The organism is Methylobacterium nigriterrae (genome assembly GCF_037106235.1).
In the GTDB taxonomy this organism is placed as follows: domain Bacteria; phylum Pseudomonadota; class Alphaproteobacteria; order Rhizobiales; family Beijerinckiaceae; genus Methylobacterium; species Methylobacterium nigriterrae.
This window is the reverse complement of the sequence record NZ_JBAWTG010000067.1, coordinates 1-26090: the sequence shown is the minus strand read 5'-3', so window position 1 is coordinate 26090 and position 26090 is coordinate 1. Positions and strand designations below refer to the sequence as shown.

Annotated in this window: 28 protein-coding genes and 1 pseudogene; 13 read left to right on the top strand and 16 right to left on the bottom strand. The window is 63.4% G+C overall.

Translation table 11 applies throughout. The features are described from left to right. Window positions 1–255, top strand: a pseudogene (locus WDW90_RS24775) (IS110 family transposase); the annotation flags it as partial. Between the two features lie 342 nt (window positions 256–597). Beyond that, a complete protein-coding gene (locus WDW90_RS24770) occupies window positions 598–1350 on the top strand; it encodes an IS6 family transposase (RefSeq protein WP_336490146.1) in 753 nt (250 codons plus the stop codon). Between the two features lie 687 nt (window positions 1351–2037). Here the strand turns inward: WDW90_RS24770 and WDW90_RS24765 are convergent. From WDW90_RS24765 to WDW90_RS24750, 4 genes are all read right to left on the bottom strand, one after another. Next, window positions 2038–2451: a hypothetical protein gene (locus WDW90_RS24765; protein ID WP_336490145.1), complete on the bottom strand. Its 414-nt coding sequence runs from the start codon at window positions 2449–2451 to the stop codon at window positions 2038–2040. Between the two features lie 4 nt (window positions 2452–2455). Next, window positions 2456–3118, bottom strand: a complete 663-nt coding sequence (locus WDW90_RS24760; RefSeq protein WP_336490144.1) for an AAA family ATPase — start codon at window positions 3116–3118, stop codon at window positions 2456–2458. 403 nt (window positions 3119–3521) lie between these two features. Beyond that, window positions 3522–3758 (bottom strand): hypothetical protein, encoded by a 237-nt coding sequence (locus WDW90_RS24755; protein WP_336490143.1) that lies wholly within the window; start codon window positions 3756–3758, stop codon window positions 3522–3524. A 5-nt stretch (window positions 3759–3763) separates the two neighbouring features. Next, window positions 3764–3928, bottom strand: coding sequence for a hypothetical protein (locus WDW90_RS24750; protein ID WP_336490142.1), 165 nt, complete (start codon window positions 3926–3928; stop codon window positions 3764–3766). A gap of 614 nt (window positions 3929–4542) precedes the next feature. On the opposite strand from WDW90_RS24750, the gene WDW90_RS24745 reads away from it, so the two are divergent. The 4 genes from WDW90_RS24745 to WDW90_RS24730 are packed head-to-tail and all read left to right on the top strand — an operon-like array spanning window position 4543 to window position 6211. Next, a complete protein-coding gene (locus WDW90_RS24745) occupies window positions 4543–5295 on the top strand; it encodes a hypothetical protein (RefSeq protein ID WP_336490141.1) in 753 nt (250 codons plus the stop codon). Window positions 5296–5344: 49 nt separating this feature from the next. Further along, complete coding sequence (locus WDW90_RS24740; RefSeq protein ID WP_336490140.1) at window positions 5345–5680, top strand: calcium-binding EGF-like domain-containing protein; 336 nt, start codon at window positions 5345–5347, stop codon at window positions 5678–5680. A gap of 4 nt (window positions 5681–5684) precedes the next feature. Further along, on the top strand, window positions 5685–5912 hold the full coding sequence (locus WDW90_RS24735) for a hypothetical protein (protein ID WP_336490139.1): 228 nt from the start codon (window positions 5685–5687) through the stop codon (window positions 5910–5912). 35 nt (window positions 5913–5947) lie between these two features. Continuing rightward, window positions 5948–6211, top strand: a complete 264-nt coding sequence (locus tag WDW90_RS24730) for a hypothetical protein (protein WP_336490137.1) — start codon at window positions 5948–5950, stop codon at window positions 6209–6211. 84 nt (window positions 6212–6295) lie between these two features. Here WDW90_RS24730 and WDW90_RS24725 read toward each other — a convergent pair whose 3' ends face one another. Then, window positions 6296–6763, bottom strand: a complete 468-nt coding sequence (locus WDW90_RS24725; protein WP_336490136.1) for a hypothetical protein — start codon at window positions 6761–6763, stop codon at window positions 6296–6298. Between the two features lie 386 nt (window positions 6764–7149). Here WDW90_RS24725 and WDW90_RS24720 point away from each other — a divergent pair, with 386 nt between their 5' ends. The 3 genes from WDW90_RS24720 (at window position 7150) to WDW90_RS24710 (ending at window position 9425) form a co-directional block, all read left to right on the top strand. Continuing rightward, complete coding sequence (locus WDW90_RS24720) at window positions 7150–8058, top strand: cobalamin B12-binding domain-containing protein (RefSeq protein ID WP_336490134.1); 909 nt, start codon at window positions 7150–7152, stop codon at window positions 8056–8058. A gap of 623 nt (window positions 8059–8681) precedes the next feature. Next, window positions 8682–8900 carry a hypothetical protein gene (locus WDW90_RS24715; RefSeq protein ID WP_336490133.1) on the top strand — a complete coding sequence of 73 codons (219 nt, stop codon included), beginning with the start codon at window positions 8682–8684 and terminating at the stop codon, window positions 8898–8900. 126 nt (window positions 8901–9026) lie between these two features. Continuing rightward, on the top strand, window positions 9027–9425 hold the full coding sequence (locus WDW90_RS24710) for an exopolysaccharide production protein YjbE (protein WP_336490132.1): 399 nt from the start codon (window positions 9027–9029) through the stop codon (window positions 9423–9425). Between the two features lie 1271 nt (window positions 9426–10696). Here the strand turns inward: WDW90_RS24710 and WDW90_RS24705 are convergent. The 5 genes from WDW90_RS24705 to WDW90_RS24685 all read right to left on the bottom strand — a co-directional run bounded on the left by WDW90_RS24705 (window position 10697) and on the right by WDW90_RS24685 (window position 18181). Beyond that, window positions 10697–11110: a hypothetical protein gene (locus tag WDW90_RS24705; RefSeq protein ID WP_336490131.1), complete on the bottom strand. Its 414-nt coding sequence runs from the start codon at window positions 11108–11110 to the stop codon at window positions 10697–10699. A gap of 167 nt (window positions 11111–11277) precedes the next feature. After that, window positions 11278–13308 (bottom strand): tetratricopeptide repeat protein, encoded by a 2031-nt coding sequence (locus WDW90_RS24700; RefSeq protein WP_336490130.1) that lies wholly within the window; start codon window positions 13306–13308, stop codon window positions 11278–11280. Between the two features lie 512 nt (window positions 13309–13820). Further along, complete coding sequence (locus WDW90_RS24695; RefSeq protein WP_336490129.1) at window positions 13821–14786, bottom strand: hypothetical protein; 966 nt, start codon at window positions 14784–14786, stop codon at window positions 13821–13823. 5 nt (window positions 14787–14791) lie between these two features. Next, window positions 14792–17839, bottom strand: a complete 3048-nt coding sequence (locus tag WDW90_RS24690) for a DUF927 domain-containing protein (protein WP_336490128.1) — start codon at window positions 17837–17839, stop codon at window positions 14792–14794. Between the two features lie 6 nt (window positions 17840–17845). After that, entirely contained in the window at window positions 17846–18181 is a 336-nt protein-coding gene (locus tag WDW90_RS24685; RefSeq protein WP_336490127.1) for a hypothetical protein, read from the bottom strand. A 736-nt stretch (window positions 18182–18917) separates the two neighbouring features. Between WDW90_RS24685 and WDW90_RS24680 the strand changes: the two genes are divergently transcribed. Next, window positions 18918–19157, top strand: a complete 240-nt coding sequence (locus WDW90_RS24680; RefSeq protein WP_336490126.1) for a hypothetical protein — start codon at window positions 18918–18920, stop codon at window positions 19155–19157. A 209-nt stretch (window positions 19158–19366) separates the two neighbouring features. Here WDW90_RS24680 and WDW90_RS24675 read toward each other — a convergent pair whose 3' ends face one another. Continuing rightward, the gene (locus WDW90_RS24675; RefSeq protein WP_336490125.1) at window positions 19367–19669 is read right to left on the bottom strand and encodes a hypothetical protein; all 303 of its coding nucleotides are present in this window, start codon (window positions 19667–19669) and stop codon (window positions 19367–19369) included. Between the two features lie 619 nt (window positions 19670–20288). Between WDW90_RS24675 and WDW90_RS24670 the strand changes: the two genes are divergently transcribed. Further along, on the top strand, window positions 20289–21707 hold the full coding sequence (locus WDW90_RS24670; protein ID WP_336490124.1) for a DUF4214 domain-containing protein: 1419 nt from the start codon (window positions 20289–20291) through the stop codon (window positions 21705–21707). 82 nt (window positions 21708–21789) lie between these two features. Then, window positions 21790–22128, top strand: a complete 339-nt coding sequence (locus WDW90_RS40830; protein ID WP_431311116.1) for a Rap1a/Tai family immunity protein — start codon at window positions 21790–21792, stop codon at window positions 22126–22128. 265 nt (window positions 22129–22393) lie between these two features. On the opposite strand, the gene WDW90_RS24665 is transcribed toward WDW90_RS40830, so the two are convergent. Further along, window positions 22394–22597: a hypothetical protein gene (locus tag WDW90_RS24665; protein ID WP_336490123.1), complete on the bottom strand. Its 204-nt coding sequence runs from the start codon at window positions 22595–22597 to the stop codon at window positions 22394–22396. A 219-nt stretch (window positions 22598–22816) separates the two neighbouring features. Further along, window positions 22817–23287, bottom strand: coding sequence for a response regulator (locus tag WDW90_RS24660; protein ID WP_336490122.1), 471 nt, complete (start codon window positions 23285–23287; stop codon window positions 22817–22819). Window positions 23288–24148: 861 nt separating this feature from the next. On the opposite strand from WDW90_RS24660, the gene WDW90_RS24655 reads away from it, so the two are divergent. Then, window positions 24149–24952: a Crp/Fnr family transcriptional regulator gene (locus tag WDW90_RS24655; protein ID WP_336490121.1), complete on the top strand. Its 804-nt coding sequence runs from the start codon at window positions 24149–24151 to the stop codon at window positions 24950–24952. Window positions 24953–24965: 13 nt separating this feature from the next. Here the strand turns inward: WDW90_RS24655 and WDW90_RS24650 are convergent, their stop codons facing one another. From WDW90_RS24650 to WDW90_RS24640, 3 genes are all read right to left on the bottom strand, one after another. Next, window positions 24966–25229 carry a DUF6894 family protein gene (locus WDW90_RS24650; RefSeq protein ID WP_336490120.1) on the bottom strand — a complete coding sequence of 88 codons (264 nt, stop codon included), beginning with the start codon at window positions 25227–25229 and terminating at the stop codon, window positions 24966–24968. Between the two features lie 297 nt (window positions 25230–25526). Beyond that, on the bottom strand, window positions 25527–25952 hold the full coding sequence (locus tag WDW90_RS24645; RefSeq protein WP_336490119.1) for a hypothetical protein: 426 nt from the start codon (window positions 25950–25952) through the stop codon (window positions 25527–25529). Between the two features lie 5 nt (window positions 25953–25957). Beyond that, a partial coding sequence (locus WDW90_RS24640; RefSeq protein ID WP_336490147.1) for a helix-turn-helix domain-containing protein occupies window positions 25958–26090 on the bottom strand: 133 nt, incomplete at its 5' end.

The window sequence follows — 26090 nt, the reverse complement described above, 5'->3', positions numbered from 1 at the left end:
GGGGGCAAGGAGCGGCTCGGCCGGACATCCAGAATGGGCGAGCGCACCCTTCGGCGCTTGCTGATCATCGGTGCCAGCGCGGTGGCACGCTGGGCCGCGCGTAAGGGCGTCCCGGCTGGCTCGTGGCTGGGGCGCATGCTCGCCCGCAAGCCGCCGATGCTGGTGCGGGTGGCGTTGGCCAACAAGATGGCCCGCATCGTCTGGGCGCTGCTGGCGCGCGGTGGGATTTATCGAGCTCCGGTTGCGGCGGTGTAGGCGTCGCCACGACCGCGAGGCTGTCGAGGCGTGGGAGGGTCACAGGAGAGGGATGGCGCAACGGTCACCGAGACGGGGTCGGGAAAACCAGCTTTGCGACAGGCGCCTCGAGCGCGTGGGCGTGCATTGGACCTGATCCGCGAACTCCCATCCGGGCCTGCGGCGTGTGAGCCGCATCAAAGGCCGCACACATGTCAGCACCCGACCACGTGCCACACCGCTCTTGAAGATTTCTCTTGCTCCTAAAGGGGCGTCCACACATGTCGCAAACGCGAATGCCCGGCGTTCACGGCTCGTTAGCCATGCTCGCCCAGCTTGCCGCCTCCGCCTCGGAGCCGGCCCATGGTCCTCAACGCCCTCGCCCTCAAGCTGAAGCGCCGGTCCAAGGCCGACTTCAAGGGCCGGAACTTTGAGGCCACTCTGATCGTTCAGGCCGTCTCCTGGTACCTGCGATACCCACTGAGCTACCGCGACATCGAGGAGCTGTTCCTAGAGCGCGGTGTCGAGGTGGACCACAGCACCCTCAACCGCTGGGTACTCGCCTACGCTCCGCTGATCGAGAAGCGCTTGCGGCACTTTTGCAAGCCGCACTGCGGCTCGATCCGGGTCGACGAGACATACATCCGGGTTCGCGGTGAGTGGCGCTACCTCTACCGCGCCGTCGACAAGCACGGCACGCCTGTCGACTTCCTGCTCACTGCCAAGCGCGATCTTGAGGCCGCCAAACGCTCCTTCCGTAAGATGCTGGAGGACCAGCCGCTCTTGGCGCCAGACCGGGTCGGCACAGATGCAGCGGGTCCGTATCCGCCCGCCATTACAGCCAGCAGGAAGGCTGGCCTGCTGGCGCGAACCCCAGTGCACTACGTCACCAAGCATCTTCAGCAAGGCATCGAGAGCGACCACTTCCGTCTGAAGAAGAACATGCCCCGGATCGGTGGCTTTCGCTCCTTCCACACGGCCCGGCGCACCATCCAGGGTTTCGAAGCGATGCTGTGGCTGCGCAAGGGCTTCGGCTTCTCTGGCACGTGGACGGTCTGTGAGCAGAACCAACTGCTCGCGGTCTGCTCCGGACTTCCAGCGGTTAACAAAGCGTGAAAACGGGGCCGATCCGGCCTCTCCTGCGGCCCGCGCCAGAGTTTGCGACAGGCCCTGCCTGCTTGGCAGGAACCGTACAGTGCTCCAGTCGCCTCATTTGGGCCGGTGGTGCCATCCACGCTGCCCATGCGGTGGATCACGTCGACCGGCCCACTGCAGTTTGTCTCGATCGACTGGGGGCGGTCGGCTTCGTGCCGCCGCCCTCGCCTTTCCCTGCATGCTCATCCCTGGCGCGTACGCAGGCTGCTGTTGCGCACCCTCTGTCTGACGCTAAGCTTGGCCTGCCGGTGGACGCCCGTTGCCGGTATAACTTCCAATCACTGAGGGCGGTTGGCTCGGTGCCGCCGCCCTCGACTTCCGCATCGATGTGAGCCAGCGCACGGATGGCGTTCGCCCGCGAGCCTATGGTCTCGCAATCGTGCCGGACCCTTCTGGCACACGAGAGCTGATCGATGATCGGGAGTGGGAGCCTTGCTCGCCTGATCATCGGCTGGCTCTTTCTCGTTTCATGACGAGAGCCCCCCGCCGGCTGTGTCTCAAGCCGGCAGCGGGGCGGGCTACTAATCTGCGAGGGGCGATGCGCGGCGGCCGGCATGAAGGCTGTGGTCCGGTCGGCCGGTTCCTGAGACTTTGTGGGCGGTTAGCCTTGAGCCTCCCGTGCCTTGCCTCTCAGGCCGATGCCCTGCCCTACCGATCTCGTCGCCCGTCCTTCGGAACAGAATTCAGGTCGGCGTGTCGATAACCCTGAGCAGCTAGCGCCTCGACGAGAAGGTACTTGACGGTAACGCGGCGACGGACGGCGGCGACGCGCAACTCTTCGAACAGCTCGTCCCCAACATCACACTTCAGGACGCCGCCCTTTGGCGCGGAGTGATCTCGGGGCGGCTCAGATCGCCTCCGGGACGGCTTCGCTGGGCCGTTCTCCGCCTTGACCTGAACCACCTCACCTAAATTCGGCAGTCCAGCATCAGATGCTCCTGAGGGACGGGTAAAGCCGCCCAGTTCAGAGGCTTCGGCCATCAACCGTTTCATCGCTTCCGGGTCAGGGCGAAGCTTGGGCTCCGGCGCCGGACCGAGCGGGCGTGGCTTGTCGGCGGTCATGTAATCAGGCTGCCTGCTTTTCGCGGTCGAGGATCTCCAGAATTTCGCTCAAGGTTGCCCTGACCTCCTGAGCGGCCTTGGCGTCCCCATCCGGATGAGCTGGGGTGACGCCAGTGAAGTGCATGGCTTGGTACGCCGAGGGCCGATGCAGGATTTCAGTCGTCAGCGCAGGGATGCCCTTCCCTGCTACTAGGCCGCGCGCGTGGCTCGACACGCGATTTTTGAGAGCTGGGATCTGCGAGAACACCGCCCTCGCGGCAATCTGCCGACGCAGCGCCTTTTCTGTGCGCTGAACCACAGCGTAGGTCCGGTACAGCTCCTGGAGATCCATGCCGCTTGTCTTCGTCGGCATCAGGACGAGATCGCTCCAAGCTATGGCATAGGTCACCGATTGCGATGCCGCGCCTTCCAGATCCACGAGGACTATCGAGTAGCGCGACGATGCCTCCTCAATATGCGCCTGGATGGTGCCCTCGGTCACACCCGGGATCACATCGACCTTCGTTTCGCTACCGGCCATCTCGCGCCAGGCAGCGACGTGCCCGTTAGGATCGGCGTCGAGGATCACGACGCTTCCCCCCTGCCGTGCGAAGGCGTCCGCCAGGCAGATCACCAGCGTCGTCTTGCCCACGCCACCCTTCGTGGAACAGATGCTTACGACCGCCATGGGTCCCTCCATTCCCTTGGCCGCCTGGACGGGCGCCCAATCGTCCGGTCGGCCTAGCAGGCGAATGTTCAAGAAACCGTAAATGCGATTGGCCGTCAGAACGAAGGACCAGGCGGCTTGGCGGCCCAGCGTCCGAACGGCCTGCTGGCCGGTTGAACCACCGACCATTTGTTATCTTGGCCCGTCGTCCGAGCGCCCAAATGCCCACCGATCCACGTGGCCAAAAAGCCGCCAGTACGAGCGGACGCATAACCGCAAGGCCAAAAAGCCATCGAAACAGATGTCCCATTGAACACATGGTCATGGGGCCAAACGTACATTTGACTCTTTGTAGCGCTGGCTATGGAGCCCGAGAGCAAACCTGGCGCCCCGCGTGCGGGGATGAGGGCCGGTAAGCGCGATGTCAGGCGTGGCCAGCATTGTCCGCGAAAGCGCGCCGCGCCTCGGCGCGCAACAGGTCGAGTTCGTCCTGCAGGCCGTTGATCTGCCCTTCCAGTTCATCAAGGGTCACGCAGTCCGGCGTGAGATGCAGCACCGCCTGCTCGTCCTGAGGAGCGCCGGAAACGACCACCGAGACGCGGGTAGGTGTCGTGGTCGTTGCGGGTTCGATCTGAAGAGCGAAGGTGCCGATCTGGCGCATGGGTTTCACCCCGGTGTGGGCTCGCGCAGGCGGACGCCCGGGCGGCCGTGGTTGAGGAACTCGACGCCCTCCGCCTCAAGCGCTCGCATCACGGCTTGGATCTTGTCGAGGCCGCTGACCAAGCCGGCAGCTCCTCGCTTCTCCATCGCGCCGATGGTGTTGATATTCACGCCAGCTCGCTCTGCGAGAGTGCCTTGATCCATACCAACGAGCGAGCGCGCAGCCCGAAGCTGGTTGCCTGTGGTGAGCATGCTCAACGTCGATCCTGCCTGACTAGGATTTGTTCACAGTAGACTATTGCGGAGCAGCCGGACAGACCCGAGCCGGGCAGAGGGGCGCAACTTCATCGCTGCTGTCGCACAGCGCCTGCACCGCACCGTCAATGCACTCACACGTGCACATCGCGAACGCAGAAGCGGGCGCCAAGCCGAGGACGAGACTGAGCAGCGCCCACCGCATGCCACGCCGCTCCCAGCGTTGACTTAACCGTCCCCGCCACGCGACATGGCATGTCCGGCAGGCTCGTTCCTGCGAGTCGTGAGCCGGAGAAGGAGACCGCCGCGACGAAGACCTAAGCCCAAAACGCCAACGGCCCCACTCCCTGGCAGGAATGAGGCCGTCGAAATCGATGAGGTCCGGGGACCAGTATGCAACTCCCCAGACATCATAGCTCCGCTCAGGAGTCAATCGGGTTCGCTTCCCGAGACGATGGCGCTTTGTCTTTTGCCGGGTGCGCATGCCGTGCGTGCTCCTGCTTTGACGCGGCCCGAGAGGGCTGTGAGCGATGTTTCGCGAGACGATGGGGGCTGCCATCGCAGGCGCCCGAACGCTGGCGCAGATGGACGAGCTGTCCCGCCAAGTGTGGCAGGCGCATGCTTCCGGTGCCGTGGACGATGCGGGCGCTCAGAGCCTCGCTGAGCGGCTGCACGAGCGCCGGAGCAGCATCCGGGCCGGGATCGTGCCCGTGGGCGTCCCTGCCGGCCGTATGAGCCTGTTTCCGCCTCGCAAGCGGCCCTCCTCGCCCGACCGGATCGCCTCCCGCGACAGGCGCCGCTTGCTGGCCTGCTCCGGCCCGATGCCGCCGGCCCTGGCTGCCCGCTTCACCACCGGGGAACTCGCCGTCCTGCGCATCGTCGCCGACGAGGTGGCCGAGAAGGGCGTGTGCGGGCTCTGCATCGATGCCATCGCCGCGAGGGCAGGGGTGTGCCGGCGCTTGGCCCAGAGCGCCATCCGGCTTGCCGAGGGTGACGGGCTGCTGACCATCCAGGAGCGTCGGCATCAGGGCCGCCGGAGCGATCCGAACCTGATCCGGATCATCAGTCGCGAGTGGCAAGCCTGGCTGCGCCGTGTCCGTGGAACCACGGCCAAGGGGGGAGGGTGCAAAAGCCTGCACCCCACGGATACGAGGGTGTTAACTCCGGGGACAACGAGGCCAGCAGAACCGTTCAAGAAGCTGCCGGAACGGCAGGGTCGCCTTCAGGGCAGAGGCTCACGAGAATCGGCGCGGGTGGCAGAGCCGGTGAAAGCCATGTCATGAGGTCATGCGGCCGGACGCTTTGACGAACGGCGCGCAAGCGGGAGCCGCGATGTCAGCCTTGGTGTTTTCTGTGCGTGCCGCCGACAGCGCCGACGTGCATCGGATGGAAGCGACGCACACCGGCCGTGGCGTGCGCTTCACCTGCACCTGCCCGGACGGCAGCGAGGGCCGCCACTGTGAGCACCGGATCGCGCTGCTGCTCGGCGATGCCTCTGCTCTCGTCGAGGTCGATCAGGAGGCCGTGGATGCGCTCGCCACGATGACGAAGGGCTCGCCGCTCCTGCAGGCCGTGCATAGGCTGGCTCAGGCCGAGGCTGCCGCAGCTGAGGCGCAGTTGGACCTGGAGCGGGCCAAGCAGGTCATCGCCACGATCCTGATGGGATGAGCCGATGCCACGCTGGCTGATTGTTCCCGTCTACGCGCTGATGCTCTTCCCGCCAGCCGGGATGTTGCTCCTCATCCTCTGGCCGCTCGTGCGCCTCAGCGGGTCTGTGTTCACTCTGGAACTCGAGGTCATCGTGCTGGGAGGGCTGGCTGCTGGCCTGAGCTTCGTGCTGGCGCTGATCGCTGCCAGTCAGGCGGTCAATTCCCGCCTGCCGCGGAACCGCAGGGCATGAGCGGTGGGTTGGTATCTCACAGGCCCAGAACATCCATGCCCTACACGCTCGATCACCTTGCACCCGGCAGCTACGACCTTCTGCTCGACGGGGAGGTGATGGGCAGCATCGTGCGGGAGGTGGATGCTCAAGGAGGCACGAAGCGCTGGAGCGTCGAGTTGCTCGATGAACGGCACCCGCTGAAGTGGCCCCACCCCTTCACTAAGACAGAGCACACCTTCCAGAACCTGAAGGCTGTCGTGCATTGGCTCGGAGACGCGACCGTTGTTCGACCCGATCATGCCGAGGAAGCGAACTGAGGTGAAGGCATAGAACAACCTGGCGGGATGTTTCCGGCCCACTACATCGCTCGCCCCCAGATTGATAGCGCGAGGATTATCGCATCAGCCCTGCCGCGGTGGCGCTGCATAGACCCAGCCAGAGAGGGTTGGTGGCGGCGCCAGAAGCTTGATGTCGAGCCCGCAGGACGGCTTGTAGGTCTCGCCACGCACCAGACGGGTGAGGGCGGCCTCTGCCGTATCGCAGCAGCCAAGCGGCTCGTCCTCGAAAAGGATGACGAAGCGCTGCGTGTTCGCCAGGCACATCATCTCGATGCGAAACGCACCCTGCGGCGTGTCGCAAAGCCAGAACCCGCTCATCGCGCGTTCCTCCCGTGTTTTGCGAAACCAACTCGCCAGGATGGGCGCGAGTTCGAGCAATGCGAATGACGCACTGGGCGCTCCGGATCCCGTCAATGTTGAGAGTTCAAGGGCGGGTTCTATCCTTCGTCGCTGAGCTGCGAGCAGCGTGCAGGAGATGGTGGGAGCAATGGCGTTCTTCCTGGGTATCGCCGGGCCTTGGATCGTCCTCATGATCCTGGATCTCTACTGGACGAAGCAGGGCCTCGAACTGTCGCCTCCTGCACAGCCCGGGGGGTGGCAGCAGCGCTTGGAACACCTGCTCCGAAGACGCGAAGGACGGCCAATACCGGTCCCAGTGCGGAGCCCTCTGCCGCAGGGCGAAGCGGACAAATCTGAACTGCCGCGGTCCAACAGCTACCTATTCCGCAAGCCAAACTAGGGGCCGGTGGGGTTTCGGCCTGCTTGCGACCGAAGGCTCTGGCGGAGCGTCGCCGCGCTCATGCGGCCAACTGTCTAGCTTTACATCAAGCTCGCTCATCGTTCTTATGCGCAATATAATTGCGTGCCGCTCGGCCGATCCACGGCGCTGTCAAGGATAAGTCCGCGGGAGGGGGAAGATGCAGAACCTTGCTGCGCCTGCCCTTAAGTGGGCGGACCTGCTGACAGCCGAGCCTCCTGAAGCTGCCGATATCCGCAGAGTTTATGCGCGCAGGCGTGCCGCCCAAGAGGCACGCGAGCGTCACCTCGCCTTGAGCAAGGTCGTGCGGACCGAGATCATCCCTCGGCTGCGCCTGCTCCACCCTGCGGCCGCACAGGAGCTATCCGGACCCGCGCTAAAGCCTGACACGGAGATGGTCGCCGAGTTCACCGCCATGATCCTCGGTCAGGATGCTGCCCCCGTGTTGGACGCCTTCACGGGATTGCTGGCCAAGGGCTACTCGACCGACGGACTGTTTCTCGATCTGCTGGCCCCGTCAGCGGCCCTGCTCGGCCACCTCTGGGATGAGGACCTTTGCGATTTCATCGAGGTAACGATCGGGCTTGCGCGCCTTCAGGTCCTTCTGTCCACCTTCCGGACTGACAGCGAGATCGTTCCAACGAACGACCGGCGCCGGGTTCTCCTGATGGGCGCACCCGGAGAGCAGCATACCTTCGGGGTTGCACTCGTTGATCGGTTCCTGCGCAAAGCCGGCTGGCAGGTCGTGGGCGCAATGGACGCGACCCCGCAGCAGATCGTCGAACTGGTCCAATCTCAATGGTTTGGAGTGGTTGGGCTGACGCTCAGCTGCGAGACGCATGTCCCCCGCTTAACTGAAGCCATCCAGAGTGTGCGCGAGGCGTCCTGCAACAGAGCGATCGGCGTTATGGTTGGTGGGCCTATTTTCCTGGCCAAGCCCGAGCTTGTCCGGCAAGTCGGAGCCGATGCCTCTGCCGTCGACGCTCCTACGGCGGTTCTTCTGGCTCAGAGGTTGCTCGACCTTGCCATTCAGGCAGGCTGCCCGAGAGAGGTAGGCACCTGCGTCTGATCTGGCGGATCATGAGGGCGAGCTTCCTCGGCGCCCCCCCGCGTTTCCTTATGTCGTTGAGGTCTACGCTACTCCCAGCCGTAGCCGCAGCAAGCACTCAGATGGGTGACGGGAGTGGTCGCTCAGGGAGGCAGGAGCAGCCTGTCCGTTCTGGTCGCCGCAATCCGCCACCGTGGGCAGTCCGGCGAGCCGTCACGCTCGGCCAAGCCTTGTCGCTCCAAGGCCTCACACATCTGGTGCGCGATGGCTGCCCGGGCCCGCGTCGGCAGGCGAGCTCGCACGGCAATCTGGAAGGCGGTGGCGAACTCACGCGTGAGGACGTCGAGAACCCGGCGAGCGCAGGGCGAGACGGCTTGGCCCTTGACCACGTCATTGCCAAAGCCCGCAGGCCGTCCTTTTCCCACGGCTCTTGCCTCGTCTGATCCACTTCCCGTCGACCGAGCACAGCAGCCGCAGGGGCTGTTACTCACTCGCCGGGGCTACTCAAGCCAGATCGGCGCTTCATGGTTGCCGGGCAGAGAAGAAAAACAGTCTACGAGACCAGGGCGTTTTCGGCTTCCATCGGGGCCAGAAGGGCCACAGTTTGGGCGAACGAACGAGGGACTGCGTGTTGTTGGTAGGCCATGGCCGACATCGCCATCATGATCGGCACGCCCCAGGGCGCGCGGCTCTTGGCCTTCTCGTCCGAGAGGAAAGCTGCTCAGGCGGTTGAGACAATCCTGCGCCGGCTTCCCGCAACTGCGCTCCCGGCCCCGGTCTGGGTCCAATCCACTGACCCTGCCGTCGCCCGTAGGCTCACCGAGTACCTCGTCGAGGTCCAAGCTGAGCTGGTCGGGATGTAGGCCGAACCCATGCAGTCAAGGCACGAGGCTGTTCGAAGAAGCGGACATACTGTTCTTCCCCCTGATGGAACCCCAACAGGATTCTGGCGATTTGTTCCCCGTCAATAATCACCGGAGGAACACGCGATGAAGGTCTCACAGCTCATCGGCGCTGCCGCCATCTTGGCCCTGACGGCCGGTTCAACTCTCGCTGCGCCCTGCAATACGGGCTCGACGAAGGGCAAGAGCCCCAACGACCAAGCCATGAACGACAAGAGTTCCGACGTCGACAGGTCGAGCAAGAACCTTGCTGGCGGCCAACAACCGGCGTCGCCAGGAACGGTCGGGGCCATGAACAACGTTGGCGCCAACCAGATGACAGGGCAGAAGGACGACTCAAACAGCCAGGGCAAGCAGGCCGGGAACGCGGATCCGGGAAGCAAGAACCTCGCTGGCGGCCAGCAGCCCGCCTCGCCCGGCACGGTCGGCGCGATGAACAATGCGGGTGCAAATCAGCAGCTTGGACAGAAAGACGACGGCTGCTGAGCCACGCCACCACGTTCGAGAGCCTGCCCGGCTTGCGCCGCGGCGGGCTTTCTGCTGCACGTCACAGCACAGGCAACAAACGAAGAGCCGGTCGACATGTGTCGGCCGGCTCCCCGTTAATCATTAGAGGAACGAACCCGAAGGTTCACAAGGACAACAGACCTCGACGAAAAAGGTTCGCGCTTAGTCGCGCGACGAGTGCGCTGTCACGGGTGCGAGCAGCCTCCGGCCGCCCTTGCTGTGGCCACTTACCGGGATGTGACTGACGCCCGGCGGACGTGAGGGGGCGCGGGTGCGGCCCGACCGCGGCTGAGATCGTTCACGCGGTCGTGACCTGCTCTCCTGCAAATGGGGGATGTGTGGGGGCAAGCTCGGCCGTATGAGCTGCCAGTCTGCTCTGACCCAGAGAGCGGGCGTCAACCTCCAAAGACTGGCGCGTCGGCAACGGCGCGCCCCTTCTGGAAGCTTGGAGCATCTCGGTGATGCCGCTCGTTGTGCCTGCGGCCTGCAGGGTATCGAGCCTGCTCGCCCGGCCGCTGCTGTCCGTCCGCTTCAAACGCTGGGCGCTGCACAACTCCTAACAGCAGGTGCGATTAACCCACAGCAATGCTGCGCGCGCCCCAACGGCTCTGATTGGCCACCGCCCTCATATTGCGGGGGCATGCAGTCGGCGGGAGCTGAGGGGGCAACCGCTGGCTGGCCGGCGGTGCAGGATCGTTCCGACAGAGCTCTGCACCGCCGGCACTATCAGCCTGCGAGCCCAGCGCTTTCGATGGTCAGCTTCCGCACGCGAGCTTGAAGGTAAGTTGGACCGGAACGAGCGTAAATGCGCGTTGACGACTCGCTTCGTTCCGACCTGTCAGCGTCCTGGCCGCGCTTCTGGCGTGCCCCCTCACCGAAGCGCGGCCGGGCCCCAGCTGCACTGGCGAGCCTGCCCGGCGCCCCGCAATGAGGCGCTTCGCCCCGCAGCCAATCCAGGCACGCGCCCAAACAGGAAGCCCCGCCCCTCGGGAGGAAGGGACGGGGCCTGCTCAGATGCTGAATTGGGGAGACTTTCATGTCCTGAAGGCTCGCGCCCTCATCCGGCCAACCGGAGGGCAGGGCCCTTGTTCAACGCCCCTGGCGATTTCTCCACTGGGCGCAAAAATGCCCCGCCGGAACTGGGCGGGGCTTATCCGATATCGAAGCAGATTCCAGGGCGCCGCTCAGTGGTGACTGGTGTAGCCGAAATAGTCTCGTTAGTTCCCGTTCGGCCGGACGAGAAAAAACCGTCACGTCTGTTGCGGATGAGAGCTTTGAGCATTTTGGTGTGCGAGGCTTGCCACTTTTTGTAAGTCTTTGCCGCAAGCATCGGCATTTTCCGCTGCGAATCGCAGCACGAAATTGGCTCCTCCATGCAAGACGACATCCAGAACTGGCCACGCGTGGTTATTGACTGTGCCAGCCCTGTACCCAGCCACCGGCAAATGGAGTTTCTCGACTTTATACCCAACCGGCGGGAGGGGCGTGTTCGGTGCGAAAATCACACTCGTCGCCAGAAGTGCCTGACCCAATTCGCCGGCCTGCTTCGGCGTGATGTCGATCGGTATGGCTTTATCTCGTATCTTGACGTGCAACTGTGGGGTTCCATTCGGACCGACGATGACGCTGAACTCAGCAGCTGGCTGTTCAACGCTATGGTCCACGACTCCCCTCCCCCGAACACGTAGCTTCACCCGACAGAGACCACATGGGCCGCTTGTTGTTCCGCCCGTTGTGGTTCGCCCTTCTTGGTCCTTTTTTCGTCCGTTGGGGCCGCATATCAAGCCAAGTGTGTCCCAGCGGCCCAGGGCACACCTCGCGTCCTCCACAGTCAGCGCCCAAGCCTCGTTGCCACGGCGCGTGGAAGGTCTTTCAGGTAGGCGCCTTCGTAGAAGGCTTGTCCCGTCCCAGCGCCGTAGATGCGGTCGTGCGCAGTGATCATGTCATTGATGGCAAACAGGCATTGATGCACGGGACCAATCTGCCCGCCAGTTTTTGAAGAGGCCCATTGGAGCGATTGCAGCGCCGCTGCCCGGTTCTCGTCACCGGCAACAGCTCGAGCAACGCAGTCCGAAGCTGCTCGGACGAAGGGGAGGATCTCACGGCGCCGCTCAGCGTCGGATTTCTCAACCGGCGGAGGAGCAGGAACGGTCGGTTCCACAGCCACTGGCGCCGGAACAGGCGCGATGTCATGCCGGATCTTCCCTTGGGTCAGGGTGGCGCCCATCTCGGTCGCGGTCACCACGCCGCTGACCTCCACGGTGCAGGTCGTCGGTGACGTTGGCTTCTCGCAGTTCTCGCGCGCCCAGAACTCGCTGCCGGGATCGATGCTGTTCCCGCCAAGCAGCATCACGACGCCTACCTCCTTGGCTCCGTTGTAGAATGTGCACTGGATGCCGGACGGCCCCGGAGGGCTCAGGGTGCAGGGACCAAGGGTAACATGCTGCCCGATGCGAGATCGCCAGCTGGCCAGGAAGTCCCGGCCACTCAGCGGTGCGTCAGCCGCGGATGCATTCGGCGCCGGCAGGGTGACAGACAGCGAGCTTAGTGGAGGAGCCACATCTGCGGGTTCAGCCTTCGCCAGCTTGATCGGCGTGCGCTCCTGATAAGCCTTCCGCATCCGCTCGAACACGGCGAGGGTCTCCTTCTCCTGAGGAGCCAAAGGCGTGCAGTAGCCGCCTACAACCAGGGCCGTCTTCACAGCTCCGTCTGCCGGTACGCCGCTGGCGATCTTTTCATCCAGACCGAAGCCCTTGGTGTAGAAGAGGATTTCGCTGATGACCGGCAGCCGGTCGGTGCAGTTCTTCTCCATGCGCCCGGCCTCGATCATCGTGATGCAGGCCACCAGCGTGCCTTTTTCCTCTATCGCCTCTTTCTGGAACAGCTCATCGACCTGCCGAATGTTCGCGTCGATGTTCGCGTAAGGCTGGCACAGCTCATTGAAGCGATTGAGGTTCTTCAACTCCGACAGAGTCCTCGTTGCAGCGGCTTTGCCTGGGCTTTCGTCCTGCCAGTGATCCGCCCGCCACATAGCGGCTTCGACAGCCTGGGACGGCAAAGCCTCCTTCAGCTTTGCCCGACCATTCTCGACCGTCTCTCGTAGGCCTGGCTCGTCAGCCACTCCGGGCTTCTGGAGGGCGCGGTGGGCGAGTTCCAGCCACTTGTATGCCTCGACGGGATCGGGCTTCACGCCCTCGCCCTTCGTGAAGACGATCGCGAGGGAGTACATCGAGGGTGCGTAGCCCTTGCTGGCCGCCATCCGGAAGAAGCCCTGAGCGCCGTCATAGTCCTGGATACCGCCGCGACCGGTCGAGAGCAGGACGCCGAGATTGTGCTGCGCAACCGCATTCCCGTCTGCAGCGAGCGGGCGCAGATAAAAGGCTGCGATCTTGTGCTCGCCGCCCTCATTCATCAGCCGCGCAAAGCCGAGGCTCACATTCGGCTGGCGCTTGATGCTGTTGCTGAGCTCGTAGTCGGTGTTCTTCTCGCAGCCCTGGCCGATCAGCGTGAGACGAAGGGCATCCGGATCGAAGGCGCCGTCGAACATGCCGTTGCGCCTGAGGTTCAGAAAGGTCCTGATTAGCCTCGGCGTGCGTGTCGTGTCGAAGTCGGCGCAGTAGCGAGCAGTGGCGATCTGGAGCCACTTGGAGCAAGGGGCAGCGGTTGCAGGGGCGCTGCCCTTCATTCCTGCCTCGTACCACTCGGCCAGCGGCTTGCAGTGCCTCTCCGCGTCGCCACCCTCGTAGATGAACTTGAGCGGATCGGGTTTAGGCCTCGGGGCTGGCAGCCTGTCCTCGGCATGAGCCAGTTGCAGAGAGACCGACACAGCCGCAATCCGCGCGACCACCGAGACCCAGCGCATGCCCCCACTCCCAAGCTTCTTTGGAGGATTGCACCTCCAGGGCAGGCAATGGCAAGCTAAGTCACTAGGAAAGCACAGGAAATTTGGCGTTAATTCAGAGTGCCGCCGAACGTTCTGAACCGCCTAGGAATTTGGACCTGCAACGGCGAATGGAATAAGGCGCAGTGCTAGCGACCGGCAGAGCCGCCGTGCTGCAGAGCGCCAGCACGACCCCGCTGGCCGGATGTCCAAGGCAGCTGACAGGGTCAGCCCGTCGCTTCTGCGGGGGCAGTCCGCGGCAGGCAGCTCAGCGTCGGGGCGAAGAGGTTAAGGGAGCGCTAACCAGATCCGAACAGAGCTGTGAAACTGCCGAGATTTCGCCTGCTTAGCCGCGCGAACTTCTGGCTCGCACGAGTTCAGGGGGCCGCCATGGTGATCCTCGATCCACGCACAGGCCAGACCGTCACGATCCCGCTGTGAGCTCATTGGTGCTGGTGATGCCGTCGGGACGGAGTTGGGTGCGATTGGTCGAGCTAGAACAGGGGTTCGGACTCGCAGTCGATATCAATGAGCCGCAGTGGCGCGGCTGGCTTGACGATCGTCTCGGGCACAAACTCCCAGATCGGCGCACCCTGCGGCTGGCCAGTCTTCCTACGGTACGTGAGGCGCTCGAACCGGATTTCGTCAGCCGTAAGGAGACGGACGCGACCGCCGACGCTGAGGACTAGAGCGCCGCAATGGTCGACCCGTGTGGTGCCGAGGGACGGATGAACCCCGAACAGCTCGGCCGTCGTCCAGCCCAACCTCTCTGCCTCCTCGCTGAAGGTGTCGAGAAAGGCGAGGGCGTTCTCGTGAACGTCGATCCACTCGCCCGCGCGGTAGCCGGGGCATGGTCGCTGATGCGGAGAGAGCCGGGCCATTCCCGCGCGCCAGAGCTCCAAGCCTGATCCGCTCGGCAGGGGTGCGAGTTGCCGCTTGAGAGCCTGGATGCGGGGCCGGATCTCGGCGGCGGCGCGGGCTTCAGCCTCCGCGCGGGAGAGGCCCCCATCGTATTCGAGGATGCCGGCCCGCTCGTCGAAGAGTGCCTGCAGGTCGGCGTCGACGGCGAGGGCAGCTTGGAGAATGGCCGGCAAGGCCGGAGTGCCCGCCCCATTTCCCGACATTTCCCGGTTAGAAAAAGGAAGCCGGGAAATGGAAGTATCTGATCCTGAGGGCTTTTCCCGGATTTCCCGTTTTTCCCGGTTCCTTGAAGGCGTGCCACTACGCGCGGTCCCAATTGGGCTCGCGTGTACCCAAGCGTGGATCCGATCGCCATTTTGAACGATCGGGTCGTGGTTGGCATTCTCCAGCCGGGAAGTCCGGGAAGTTCGGGAAATCTCTTTATAATCAATTGGTTGTCTTTCCCGGTCCGGTTCCGGGAGAAGGGAAATGCCGGGAAATTCAGGCTCCGGCGCCTCAAGCGCCGCGACTCCCCGGGCAAAAAGAGCTGACAGGTCCATCTGCCTCACCCCCGACCGAACTCGGTGCGGCAGAGGGCGTAAGCCTTCAGTTTCTGCCTGATCCCCGGGATGTAGCCGACGGAGAGGTGCTCCCTGTCCTTCTGGGCCACGATGAAGCCCATCTCGTTGAGAGCCCTGGCGACCTCCGTCTCCTTCAGGACGTTCCCGCTTGCCTCCATGATCCGGTGTGCCGGAATGTAGACCGCCTTGCCGTCGTACCAGCCGACCGCATCCCTAAAGGGCACCCTCGATGCCTCATCGGACACCGTCGGATGAATGGACGAGCCCCAACGCTCCGCGATCCACGCCCTGATGCTGGCAACTACCTGCGCCTTCGGGTCGAGCGCCACGGCATCCGAGCTCTTCTGAAACCGCCGCCAAGCCCAACGGATCGCGCCCCCGATGTTGGTCTCTCGCGGCAGAAGGCCGAACTCCCGCGCCATCTCCCCGGCGACCATCAGGATCGCGAAGGGCTCCGCGGCGCGTTTCATCGCGCTGCCCGCGTCCGTCCCCGCGAGAGTGTCCTGGTAGAGACGCACGCCGGCGCGGATCTGTTCTGGATCGCGGTGCAGCCCCTCCGCGACCAACGCCTGAACAAAGGCGGGACCGGCGTGCCCGTAGTTGCGACGCACGGCATCAATCTTTTCGAGGGTTTCCCGATCCACGTCGCGGTTCACGCCCGTGACGTCGATATCCGGGATGCGAACAGCCATGCCGGGCGTGAACTCCCCGCCGTCGCCCGTGATCTTTTCCTCCAGCGACTTCTCGGAAGACAGGACCACGTGCGTGGCCCAGTTGTAGCCGCGCTTCTGCGTGGCGTTCTCCGACATGCGGGTTTTGCCGGTACCGCTGGCGAGGCCGTAGACGATCTTGCCCACCTCCTTGCCGTTGACGTGCGCCAGCTCATCCATCGCGAGGATGGTCCCGGTCGAGCGGGACGCCATCAACTCGGTGCCGTTTACGGTGGCCCGCGCCGTCTTCAGGAGGCTGTCGGGGTGGTCGCTCGCGGCCTTCGACCACGCCGAGACGCCGAGACGCTGCGCAGTCGTCTTGCCGCTCGTGGTCAGGCCGGAGAAGTTGATCCCGCAGGTGTCGAGCCCCGTGAGGGAGATGAGGCAGCCCGCAAACCCCGCGGCGGCGCCGATCACCCAATGCTCACAGCCGGGGACCAGGACTGCCACGGCAACGGCCGCTTGCCAGCCCTGCAGGGTGCCACCCCGGGCGATAACCGGGCTGATTTGCGCATTAACGGACAGCTCCGGCTGCTGCCCGTCCGGCGCGCCGATGACCTGCCCGTCGGGACAGACGAAGATGCGGTCTTCGACCCCAGCCAGAGTGTGCCAGCCGGGCTTGGACACGACCGCGATCTCGTTCGTCGGCTCGGCCGCCTTCATCGCCCCGATGACCAGCATCTCACCGTCGGGTGCAAACGAGCGCATGCCGGCCCCCAGAAGCATGGCCCGCGTTTCAGATGCGCCCATTTTCGCGAATGCCGAGCGAGAGACATCAATCGGCCGGCGGTGGCCGTTCATGTCCTGCACAACGATGCGGAGCCCATACGTATCGCCATCGTCGACGAAGAGCAGACGGGCGGTAATGCCGACCGGCGATGCGGCGGATACCGGAACGAAGCGCTCTCCGCCCTCGTCATTCACCTTCACGTACTTGCACAGGTGGATTGCGCCGCCCTTTATGGCCTCATAGTCGAGCCGCACCCCACCTCCGGTCGGGAGCGGGTAATCCCGCCTGACCTGCTGGAGGGCACGAGCAGCCTCGACCTTCTCACGCCCCTCGCTCACCTCTGCGGCGGTTGCAGTGAAGGGCTCGGCCGCCAGGATGCCGGTGCGCACCGCCTCGGGGCCGTGCTTTAGGAAGATGTCGAGCCAGTCGATCTTGGTGTTCGCTTCACCCGGCATCGCGATAGCGACCGCAACACGCTCGTTCACGCGAATGCCCAGTTCGCGCGCAGCGGTCTCACCCGCCCGGCTGCCGAGGCCACCGTTTTTGCCGGCCTCGTCACGATCGGCTGCAACGGTTACGCACTTGGTGGCGCCCCACGGTGTGAACGCCGCGACGCCGTTCGCGCTGATCGCGGACGCAATCACGATCTCGGCGCGCTCGATTTCCTCTTTGAAGGCAAGGGCGATGGCCGCCGAGGTTTCGATGCCTTCCGCGAGGATCCAGTGCGGCGCCGCAACGGTGTCGCCCCACACCACACATAGACCCGAGATGCTCTCTCGGGTGAAGCCCGGGGCAGGCTCCGGAACCCTGGCGCTCTTCTTCGGATCGCGGGCTTCGCCATCAGCTCGTAAGCCGAGATCGGCCTTCCCAGCCCCGCGAGGCGCGAGGTAGATGCGATGTGCGTGCCGACGCTGGCCCTCGCCTACGCTCTGGAAGACTGCACAGGGATAATCCCCAACATGCTTGGGCTTCTCTTTGCCAGCCGGCGCGTCGTAGTAGGCGTGCGCGGTTATGCCGACGGCTCGGGTTGCGGGCATCGGCACGGCCCCAGGCTCGACCTTCAGGCGGTGCGCGAGGTAAGCACGCGGCAGGCTGTCATCTCGCCATTCGTCCGGCGGATTAAGCAGGCTGTCCGGATCGCTCTTGCTGGGCGCCTTGCTACCGTTTGCACCCTTGGCTTTGATCAGGTCCGTCCGGCTGAGCATCTCGACACATTGGATTTTGGCGGCGTCGAAGTCGCAGCCCCTGATCTTGGCGAGCACGTCGAAGATTGAGTGCGCCTTGGCGCAGGTGCAAAAGGCTTTCTGCTTGCGAGGATCCCAGCGCCAATCCTTCTTGCCGCCGTGATCAGGATAGGGGCAATCGGTGTGCGGGCGCTTCCGCCAATCAATGCCGAGGCCATCAAGGATCTCGGTCTCCCGGCCCTCGACGGCCCGCTGTGCATCCTTGGTCAAGACGTACTCACTGGCTCGCGCCTGCGCATGCATCTGAGGAGGCGGGACGTCGGCAAAATCGAGAGTGATTACCTCCACTTCAGGCGCGTCAAAGTCCTCCGCGAAGTTGCCCTCGCGGCTTGAGAAGCTCTGTTCCATGGCTGCTTACCCTGCCGTCGCTGCGGTGGCGGGAAGGGCGATGTTCAGGCGCTCATAGTAGGTGCGCACGTCCGGGTGAGCGACGTCGCCACGGCGCCAGTGCTCGAGTGCGGCATGGTCGCCCGACAGCAGCATTTGCAAGGCGGGCGCGCTCACAACGGTTCGCCCACGGACGAGCCAGGCAACGCCGTGGCGCTTGCCATACAGGCGGATTGAGGCCTTGCAGCGACGCGCGTACGCGGCTGCCCAATCGAGATCACGAAGCTCGGCGGGATGGTAAAACCGGGTTGCATCGCGCGTTGTAAAAGATTGCTTAATGTTTTGGCTGGTCATATGAGTCATTCTAGATCCTAGAGTGCTCACGCAAGCCGGATGCGATCTGGTTTATACCCCCGCAGATTCCATAGCGCTGCCAGTACATCATGCTTTCAGCGTGATGTATTGACGTCTATGGCCAGGGAGTATATAAAGCAGATAGCCGCACAGACGGCGTGGGCACCTTCGTGATGGTTGGTGATCCAAAAATGACCGGGTCAGGGAAAGATGCCCCGATCATCTGTTTAGCGACGAGCGGGCCGCCAGCTGCTAACTGGCGAGTCCCGCTCGTTTGCGTCCGCAAGAGCGGCAGCGTTAAGCTTGTAGCATTGTTCGAATCGCGACGTCAAGACGTCTCTGCGTCTTCGTGTGCCTCTTTCGCAAATTTTTCAGAGTTCACATGATGTGAACATTCCACCGGCAGGGTCTTCCTGGCCCCAGTGCGCTGCCGACCTATCGCAGGCTCATTCATTTTCTTTTCAATAGTTCTGCGACATATTCTCGCCACATTCTGGCGCGGAGCAGTACTTGCTGCTGCCCCAGATACCCTCCGGTGGCGTGCGCTTGACCTAGGTCTCCAGCTTACGCTTCAGTGAGCTCTAGGCACTGGATGTCAACGCGCCATGGAATGCTGATGGGGGCGCAGGGGCTCTGCCCCCGGACGCGGGCGGTCGCGCCGCCGCGCTCCGAGGAGCCGTTTGCCGCCGCTTGACGCCCCGGTCCGAACGCCAGACGATTTGTTATCGTGCGTTCGAGGGCGGGCATGGACGTGGTTGTTACGCCCGTGAGCGACGGGGACACGTGGTCGCTCACCGACCGGCGCGGGGCGCCCCTCGGCGCAATCCGGAAAACCGCCGGGACGGACACGTTCACCATCGTGGCGGAGCCGGAGAGCCCGCTCTACGGCATGCCCGCCCATCACGCCTCCCTCGACGCCGCCTTGGCGGCCATCGAGCAGCACACGGGCAGCGTCTGCGAACTCGATCACAACCTGAAGGACTGACTGTCGTGTGTTCGGAGGCGTGACCATGGACGTGGTGGTCACCCCGGTCGGGTCGGTCCAATCGGCCGGCGGCACGTGGCGCCTGGAGGACAGGCTCGGGCGCGTCCTCGGCATGATCCGGCAGATCCCGTGGACGAGCGAGTTCACCATCGTGGCGGAGCCGGTGAGCCGGCTCTACGGCGTACCTGCTGTGATCATGCCCCACAGCCCTACACGCCGATGCCGTCAGAACAGGTCAGAGATCGAGCAAGCGGCGGTGGCCAGCCCTCACGCAGGGCAATGACGCCCGCGGGCAGGCTCTGAAACAGGTAGTAGCCGGCGAGCCGCGTCGCCTCATCGGCCGCCTCCGACTGGAAGCCCAGCGGCATGCCTGCTTCATCGGCGGTGGTGCCGGCGAACTCCCAGGTCTCTCCCTGGATGAAAGCAGGAACGGGCCGGCTCTGGAGCACCGCGCAGCGCAGGGACGGCTGTCGTGTGCGCTGGAAGATGTTGTAGGTCCCGGCTTCCTGCATCGCCCGCCCCCGCGGCTGATTTAGTAAGCCCTTGTTAACTTCCTTTCTCTCCCGCGTACAGTGAACCGCAAACCACACTGGCGGTTGTTTTGCTGAGGCCCTCGCGTTGGGGGTGTCAGGATGCCTGAGGGCCATTCTGGAGGGCCGGAGGGGGAGCTTGGCTCACCGGCCCCCAGAACCCCGTCCGCCTCAGAGCCGCCGCACAAAAAGGCGCCGCCTTAAGGCAGCGCCGGAGGTTTGCTTACGCAAGGGATCATCAGCCTGCCACAGCCGCGCGAAGTCGCCAGAGGGGACGTAGCCTTGTGCGTGCGGCAAACTACGCATGTTATCTCGCGGTTCTGAGTGACGCCCTGATCGCGAATGCCTGCAATCGCTCAAGCCTGAGGATCGCTAGCGCCGCTCAATTAAGGTAGGAAAACGGACTGGCGAGGTTGACCAAAAGCCGTGCTTCGGTCGACACACAGAATTGGCGAGGCGGAATGGCTGCGCGCCTTAAGAGAGTGCAATCGCGATGGCTGTCCCGTCAACAACTCTGCGGCCCCTGACCGGAACAAACATCGACGCTCTCACTAACGGTTCCTACTGGCAACTCGATGCTTCGAGGACAATCACGTGGGATGTGGCCGACAACCCGTTCTACTCATGGGCTGATCCGGCATTCGTTGCTTCTGTGATCGCGCCTGCTCTGGCCACAATCGAGGCTGTCGCCAACATCCACTTCGTCTACCTGGGGCATTCCAGCGACGTGAGAAACGCTCCGGCCGACATGTCGTTCACACTTGGCGACAGCACCATCTTGCGCGGCCTGAACGTTGAGGCGGTAGGTTTTTTCCCGAACACCAACCTCACCAACAACCTTCTGGCCAGCTATGGCCTCTCGCGAACCGATTACCCGAAGGCCGATGGTGACATATGGTTCAACGCGGACTTCAGTGCTCAGGCGCTCGCTGCGCATGATCCTGGCTCACAGGTGTTCGCGACTATCCTGCATGAAGTCGGCCACACGCTTGGCCTGAAGCATCCTTTTGATAACGGTGGCACCGGCCATCCAACATTCACTCAGGCCGGCATCGCGGCTTTCGACCAGCCGTACTTCACGGCCATGAGCTACGGAACGCCAGCCGGTGCGACGATCGCGAAAGGTTACCTCGCCACTCCCGGCGTCATCGACATTGCTGCTCTGCAATCGATCTATGGCGCCAACCCCAACACAGGGGCGGGCGACACCTACTACAATTTCGTAGACGACGGTGCCGGCCACTCAATTTATGACGTCGGCGGAGGCGACGCGCTCGGCACATCTAACATGAGCGCGCCGATGCGCATCTCACTTACTCCAGGCATCGGCGGCGCCGCTCGACTGGACGGCAGCAGTTTGTCGTTCATGAAGATTGCCAATGGCACGATCATCGAAAATGCCGTTGGGGGTACTGGTAACGACGTCATAAACGGAAATTCGGCAAACAATTACATTGATGGCAGTGGAGGAATAAATACATATATCCTTAGTGGCGCTCGGTCGTCATACAGCATCTCCGCTGGGGGCGGCGGCATTGTTGCTGCTGACACCGTTGCCGGTCGTGACGGAAGCGACACGCTCGTCAACGTTCAGCGGCTGGTGTTCTCAGACGGCGAGGTCGCCTTTGACCTGCAAGGCAACGCTGGTCAGGCATATAGGCTCTATCAAGCAGCCCTACACCGCACACCTGATACGTCTGGCCTCTCTTGGCACGTGAACCGTCTGGACCATGGCGTCAGCCTCCACGACACGGCAGCCAACTTCATCGCTTCGCCTGAGTTCACGCAGCTTTATGGTGCGAGCACGTCAAATCAGGCCTTCGTGACAGCGTTGTATGCCAACGTCCTCGGCCGGGCGCCTGATGCTGTCGGGAATGCATACTGGCTGCAGCATCTCGCTGAGGGCTCTTTTGATCGCCCGACCGTCTTGATGGGCTTCTCGGAGAGCCCTGAAAATCATGGTCTCGTCGATCCGAAGATATCGGCGGGTATACATTTGGATTACGGCGTGATGACCTAAGGTGTGACACCCCTGTTCCAGCCGGGAATGTTGAAACGCCTGTGGCACGCCGTGGCTGGTGGCCATTCCGGAGGGCCGGTTGATGCTGCGCGTTGTTTTGTTCTGTGGTGTCATCAGTGTGCCGAGCGCAGCCTATGCCCAGATCACCGATGCGACCGGCCTTCGGCGCTTCTGTGCAGTCGCATCCGACAGTGACGAGTTCATCTCGGGCACGGCTTACATCACTCGCGTGATCAGCCAATCGGCACAGGTAGGATCAAATCCCACCTCATTCTGCCCGCCAGGAAAGATCCGACCCGAGCAGATGAGAGAAGCGGTTTGTGGGCGGCTTCAGGCGAGGAGGCCCGCACCGAAGGGGGAGAGGCCAGATGCTCTGGTGCGCTCCGCTCTGACAGACGCTTGGCCCTGCCCGAAGCCGTAAGCGCAGCGGTTTGCCAGCCGAGGTGCAATTGCGTTGTAGAGCGCGTCCTGCGTCATCCTCACCCGACCAGCCGGACCCGAGCCGAGAGACACGTCGCCTGTGCCTGCCATGCGTCGCGTTCTGCCTGGAGGTCGAGCACTTGGCCATTCAGAGCCGCGATGGCACTCTGGGGGTCCGTGGGACTAATGTGGGCGCAGATTTCCCCTCCGGAACGCAGTGGTTTGCCCTATCCTGCGACCTCGGCCGCCCATGCTCCGGACAAGGGCTACCGATACGAAGCGGCGCGCCGTGCTGCCTGAGCCATCAGGATGAAATCACGGGTCGTTGGGTGCTGCTTGCCGTCGGCAGCCGCTCGGCGGATCGGATCGACGTCTTGCAACGGCTCCGAGGTACTCTCTGGCAAGGCCAGCAGCCCCAGACGATACGGTAGGCCCTGCAGCCAGCCGCTTTTCAGCAACTCCGTCAGCATCGCAGCCCCCTGCAAATCGCTTTGGAAAACCGATCCTGCCACGGCCGCCGGGCGGTGCCCTTCACCATTTGTTAGCGGCCTCGTCGGCCGCCCTGGCCAAGGTGGCCTGCCATGCTGCGCCAACCCATTCTCGTCGCGCTGATTTTTGGAGTGCTCGCAGCCCTGATTTTTCTGGCGGCCAATGCGATCTTTGAGCGGCTGGCGACCAACTGAGATCCCTTACGCGGCAAGAGCATTGCTGGGCTTGCGCGCCTGCGGGATGAGCAGGCTCTTGACCTGCGTGTAAGGCCGGGGTCGGTTGATTACTTCATCCAAGCGCGACCATAGCGTCTTGGGCGAGAACGGCTTTGCGATGACCTCGTTGACGCCCAGCCGCACGGCGCGCTCGACCCGATCCTTGCGCGGCTGGGCCAACATCAGGATGAGCGGCACGGTTGGGCAGGGCGAGGTGGAGAAGTCGCGCGTGAGGCGGATGAACTCCTCGCCTGAGAGGATCGCGAGATCCCAGTCCAGGATGACGAGGTCCGGCTTGCTCTCGGCCAGTACGCCCAGTGCTTCTGCCCCATCCGGCGCCTCCAGCACGCGCCGGATGCCGACCCGCAGGAGCATGTCGCGCAGGATGCGACGGATGTAGAGGCTATCGTCCACCACGAGGGTGGCGAGATCCGGTAGCTTGGGAGCGCCGATCACGAGAATGGCTTGTTGCAGGACAGACCTGAGCCCGCACTTACAGGAGGTGGGTTAACGGCCTCTCCGGCGAAGGCTGAGCCGTTAGGAGGACCGGGGGGTGGGTGACAGCCGCTGATCGAACGCGGCGTTACCCTCCCGCCACCCAGCATAAATCAGCGTGGCCGGAACGATCAGCGCGAGCTACGGTTGGGCGGACAGCGACACCTGCACCCCAGTCATGCAGGACCATGCCTCGAAGCTGCGTAAACCCGGACGACGGCCGTTGGCGCGGTTTTGGTGCCGGCCTCTCGGACAGGCTCACCTACACACCGTCGCCTCGCATTCGTTCCAGCAAGTTATCTCGTCTTGCTCTCCTCCTTTGAGGCAAAGAGCGTAACTCGTATTGTCCTTTAGGCTCATACAAGTATACAGGCCATCGTGCGTGCCTCCGTTGGCCTTGCAGCAGAAAACCTTAACCTTAAGACGTGCTTCCTTGCAAATTTTCCTGCATTCGCCGCAGCTTGGTACAATGTCTTGAGCGTGTACATAGTTGATGTTCAGCTCGGCCAAGAAGATAGCGCAAGCATGCACGAGAATCTTTCGCAAGCTCGTAGTTCTTTCTGATCCGAAACAGCGCATGTTTGTGAAACGGGCGACGGTTCGACGGTTCCTGCTCAGAAACGTACGAATTGCGCAAGGTGGCCGCACGCGGTCCGCCCCCCGCCCAGGTCTGAACCCAGGAAGGACAAGTCAGGCTGTCTGCCGCGTTCACATCTTATGACCGACATACCCCAAAGTGAGTAACCTAGATTAAGTGCAAAGTGCCGAATTGTTGAACAAGGAGGATTGCTTATCGTAGCAATTTGTACACATTCGACGCCCATGAGTAATCCGCTGCTCCTTAGGCTCTCAGATGTCGCCCGGCTCTCAGAAGATGAGCAGGCCGCGTTGCTGCGGGTCATCGTTGGCTCAAAATCCGTCGCTGCCCGACAAGAACTCATTTCGGCTCGACCATTCGATGTCGTGCATCTTGTTCAGACTGGCATCGCCTGCCGGTATAAGACCCTGCCTAGCGGAACGCGCAGGATCGTCTCCTACCTTGTGCCGGGCGACCTCTCGGACGTACACACGTCCCCGCTCTGCCCGTCGGACTGGCGGCTCTGCACCCTCACAGCCTGCAACGTGGCCGAGATCCCCCGCTCGGCGCTCCAGAGCCTGGCTGACGATCACCCCGGCATCGCTCGCGCACTCGCCTGGCTGACGCTGACAGAGTTGAGCATTGCCCGCGAATGGCTCGTCAACGATAGCCGCCCAGCGGAAAAGCGAGTCGCTCACCTTTTCTGTGAGCTGTTCGCGCGGATGGAGGTTGTGGGTCAGGTGCGCGAGAACAGCATTGACCTGGGCCTGTCGCAGGTTGATCTGGCCGACACGGCCGGGATCTCGTTCGTGCACCTCAATCGAGTTCTGCAATCCCTGCGCGCGAGCCAGCTAATCACCTTCGGCCGGCCCATCCTGCACGTGCCAGATCTCGCGCGGCTGCAAATCTTTGCCGAATTCGACCCGGCCTATCTGCATCTCAGCCGGAGACGCGCTGGGCCGACCGCACGCAGTCTGCAGAAAACGCTGACGACGGAGTGGAGCAACCGCTCCGCCGTGGCTGCTGTCTCGGTGAGTGCGGCCGTGTGAGTGCGCGAGGCCGTCAGGCCGCGATACCGGCGGGCGTCTCGTCCTTAAGCCATGTGGTCGATGCAGTTAGCGTCACGGCCAATACGGCTTTGCCGGTGCCGTCGCGAACCGTCATCCGAGGCATCTGGTCAGCGTATCGGTGCGGTTGATCAGCCACGATCTCGCACAGCGCGCGCAACGCTTCCTCTGAGACAGCCTTGATGTCCGCGAACTCCGCCGCCTCGTCATCGGTGAACGAGTTGTCGTGATCATGGAAGTCAAAGAAGTACAGCGCCATTGCTTTTCCTGTTTGGCTGATACGGGAAAGCTGTCTTTAGACCATCTGATTTGTGCTTTGAGTATTGCCGGCAAATCAGAGACGTCAACCGTATAGGTCTGGCTCCGTTAACTGTCCAGCTTTAGTTCCCGTACGGCTGCGTACAAAGTACAAGACCGTACCTCAGAAGTATTAGGCCGCGCTGCTCAGGATGCTCCAGCGGACCTCCGCACGTTTCGCTGGGCTCGTCAGGAGGTGCGGCCCGCGTATCCGCGCCACGTGAATAGCTCGCTCAAGCTTTGCACGATGAGCTTGCTGTCAGACGTACGGCCCCCGGAACAGGTCACCCATTGCCCTCCTCCGGAACAGCGTGGCCCACCGCCGCCGCCGATGTTCAGGCCGATCGTGGTTCATGTGACATCTCTGGCAGAAGGCAGCGAGGTTCGCGTCCGTGTTGTTGGCGGTGTCGTGATCGCGATGAGCGGTGGCGAGGACCACGCGGGTCGTTCGGGCGCCGGCCAACTCCTCGACGCTCGGCAGGACCTTGGACGGTCTCCCCTCCCCGTCGCGCCAAGCGCCCACGGACGCGTCCCACCAGCGACCATCGTCGAGGCAGTAGATGCGCTGCCCGTGCGGGCGACCGCAGCCCTCGCAGCAGCCCCCTGCCCTGCGGAACCGGATCACGGCCGAGAGCTGGGGCCAGTCGATCGGGTAGAAGAAGCGGTGCTCGCGCCGGATCGGCATCGCCCTCACCCCTGACCGCGCTGGCTGCTCGCCCGCGCGCGCGGAAAGTAGCTGTAGAAGGTGTAGCGCGAGATCCCGAGGCGCCGGGCGATCTCTGCCACCGAGATGGTGCCGGCCGCCAGCAGCGCGCGCCCAGCC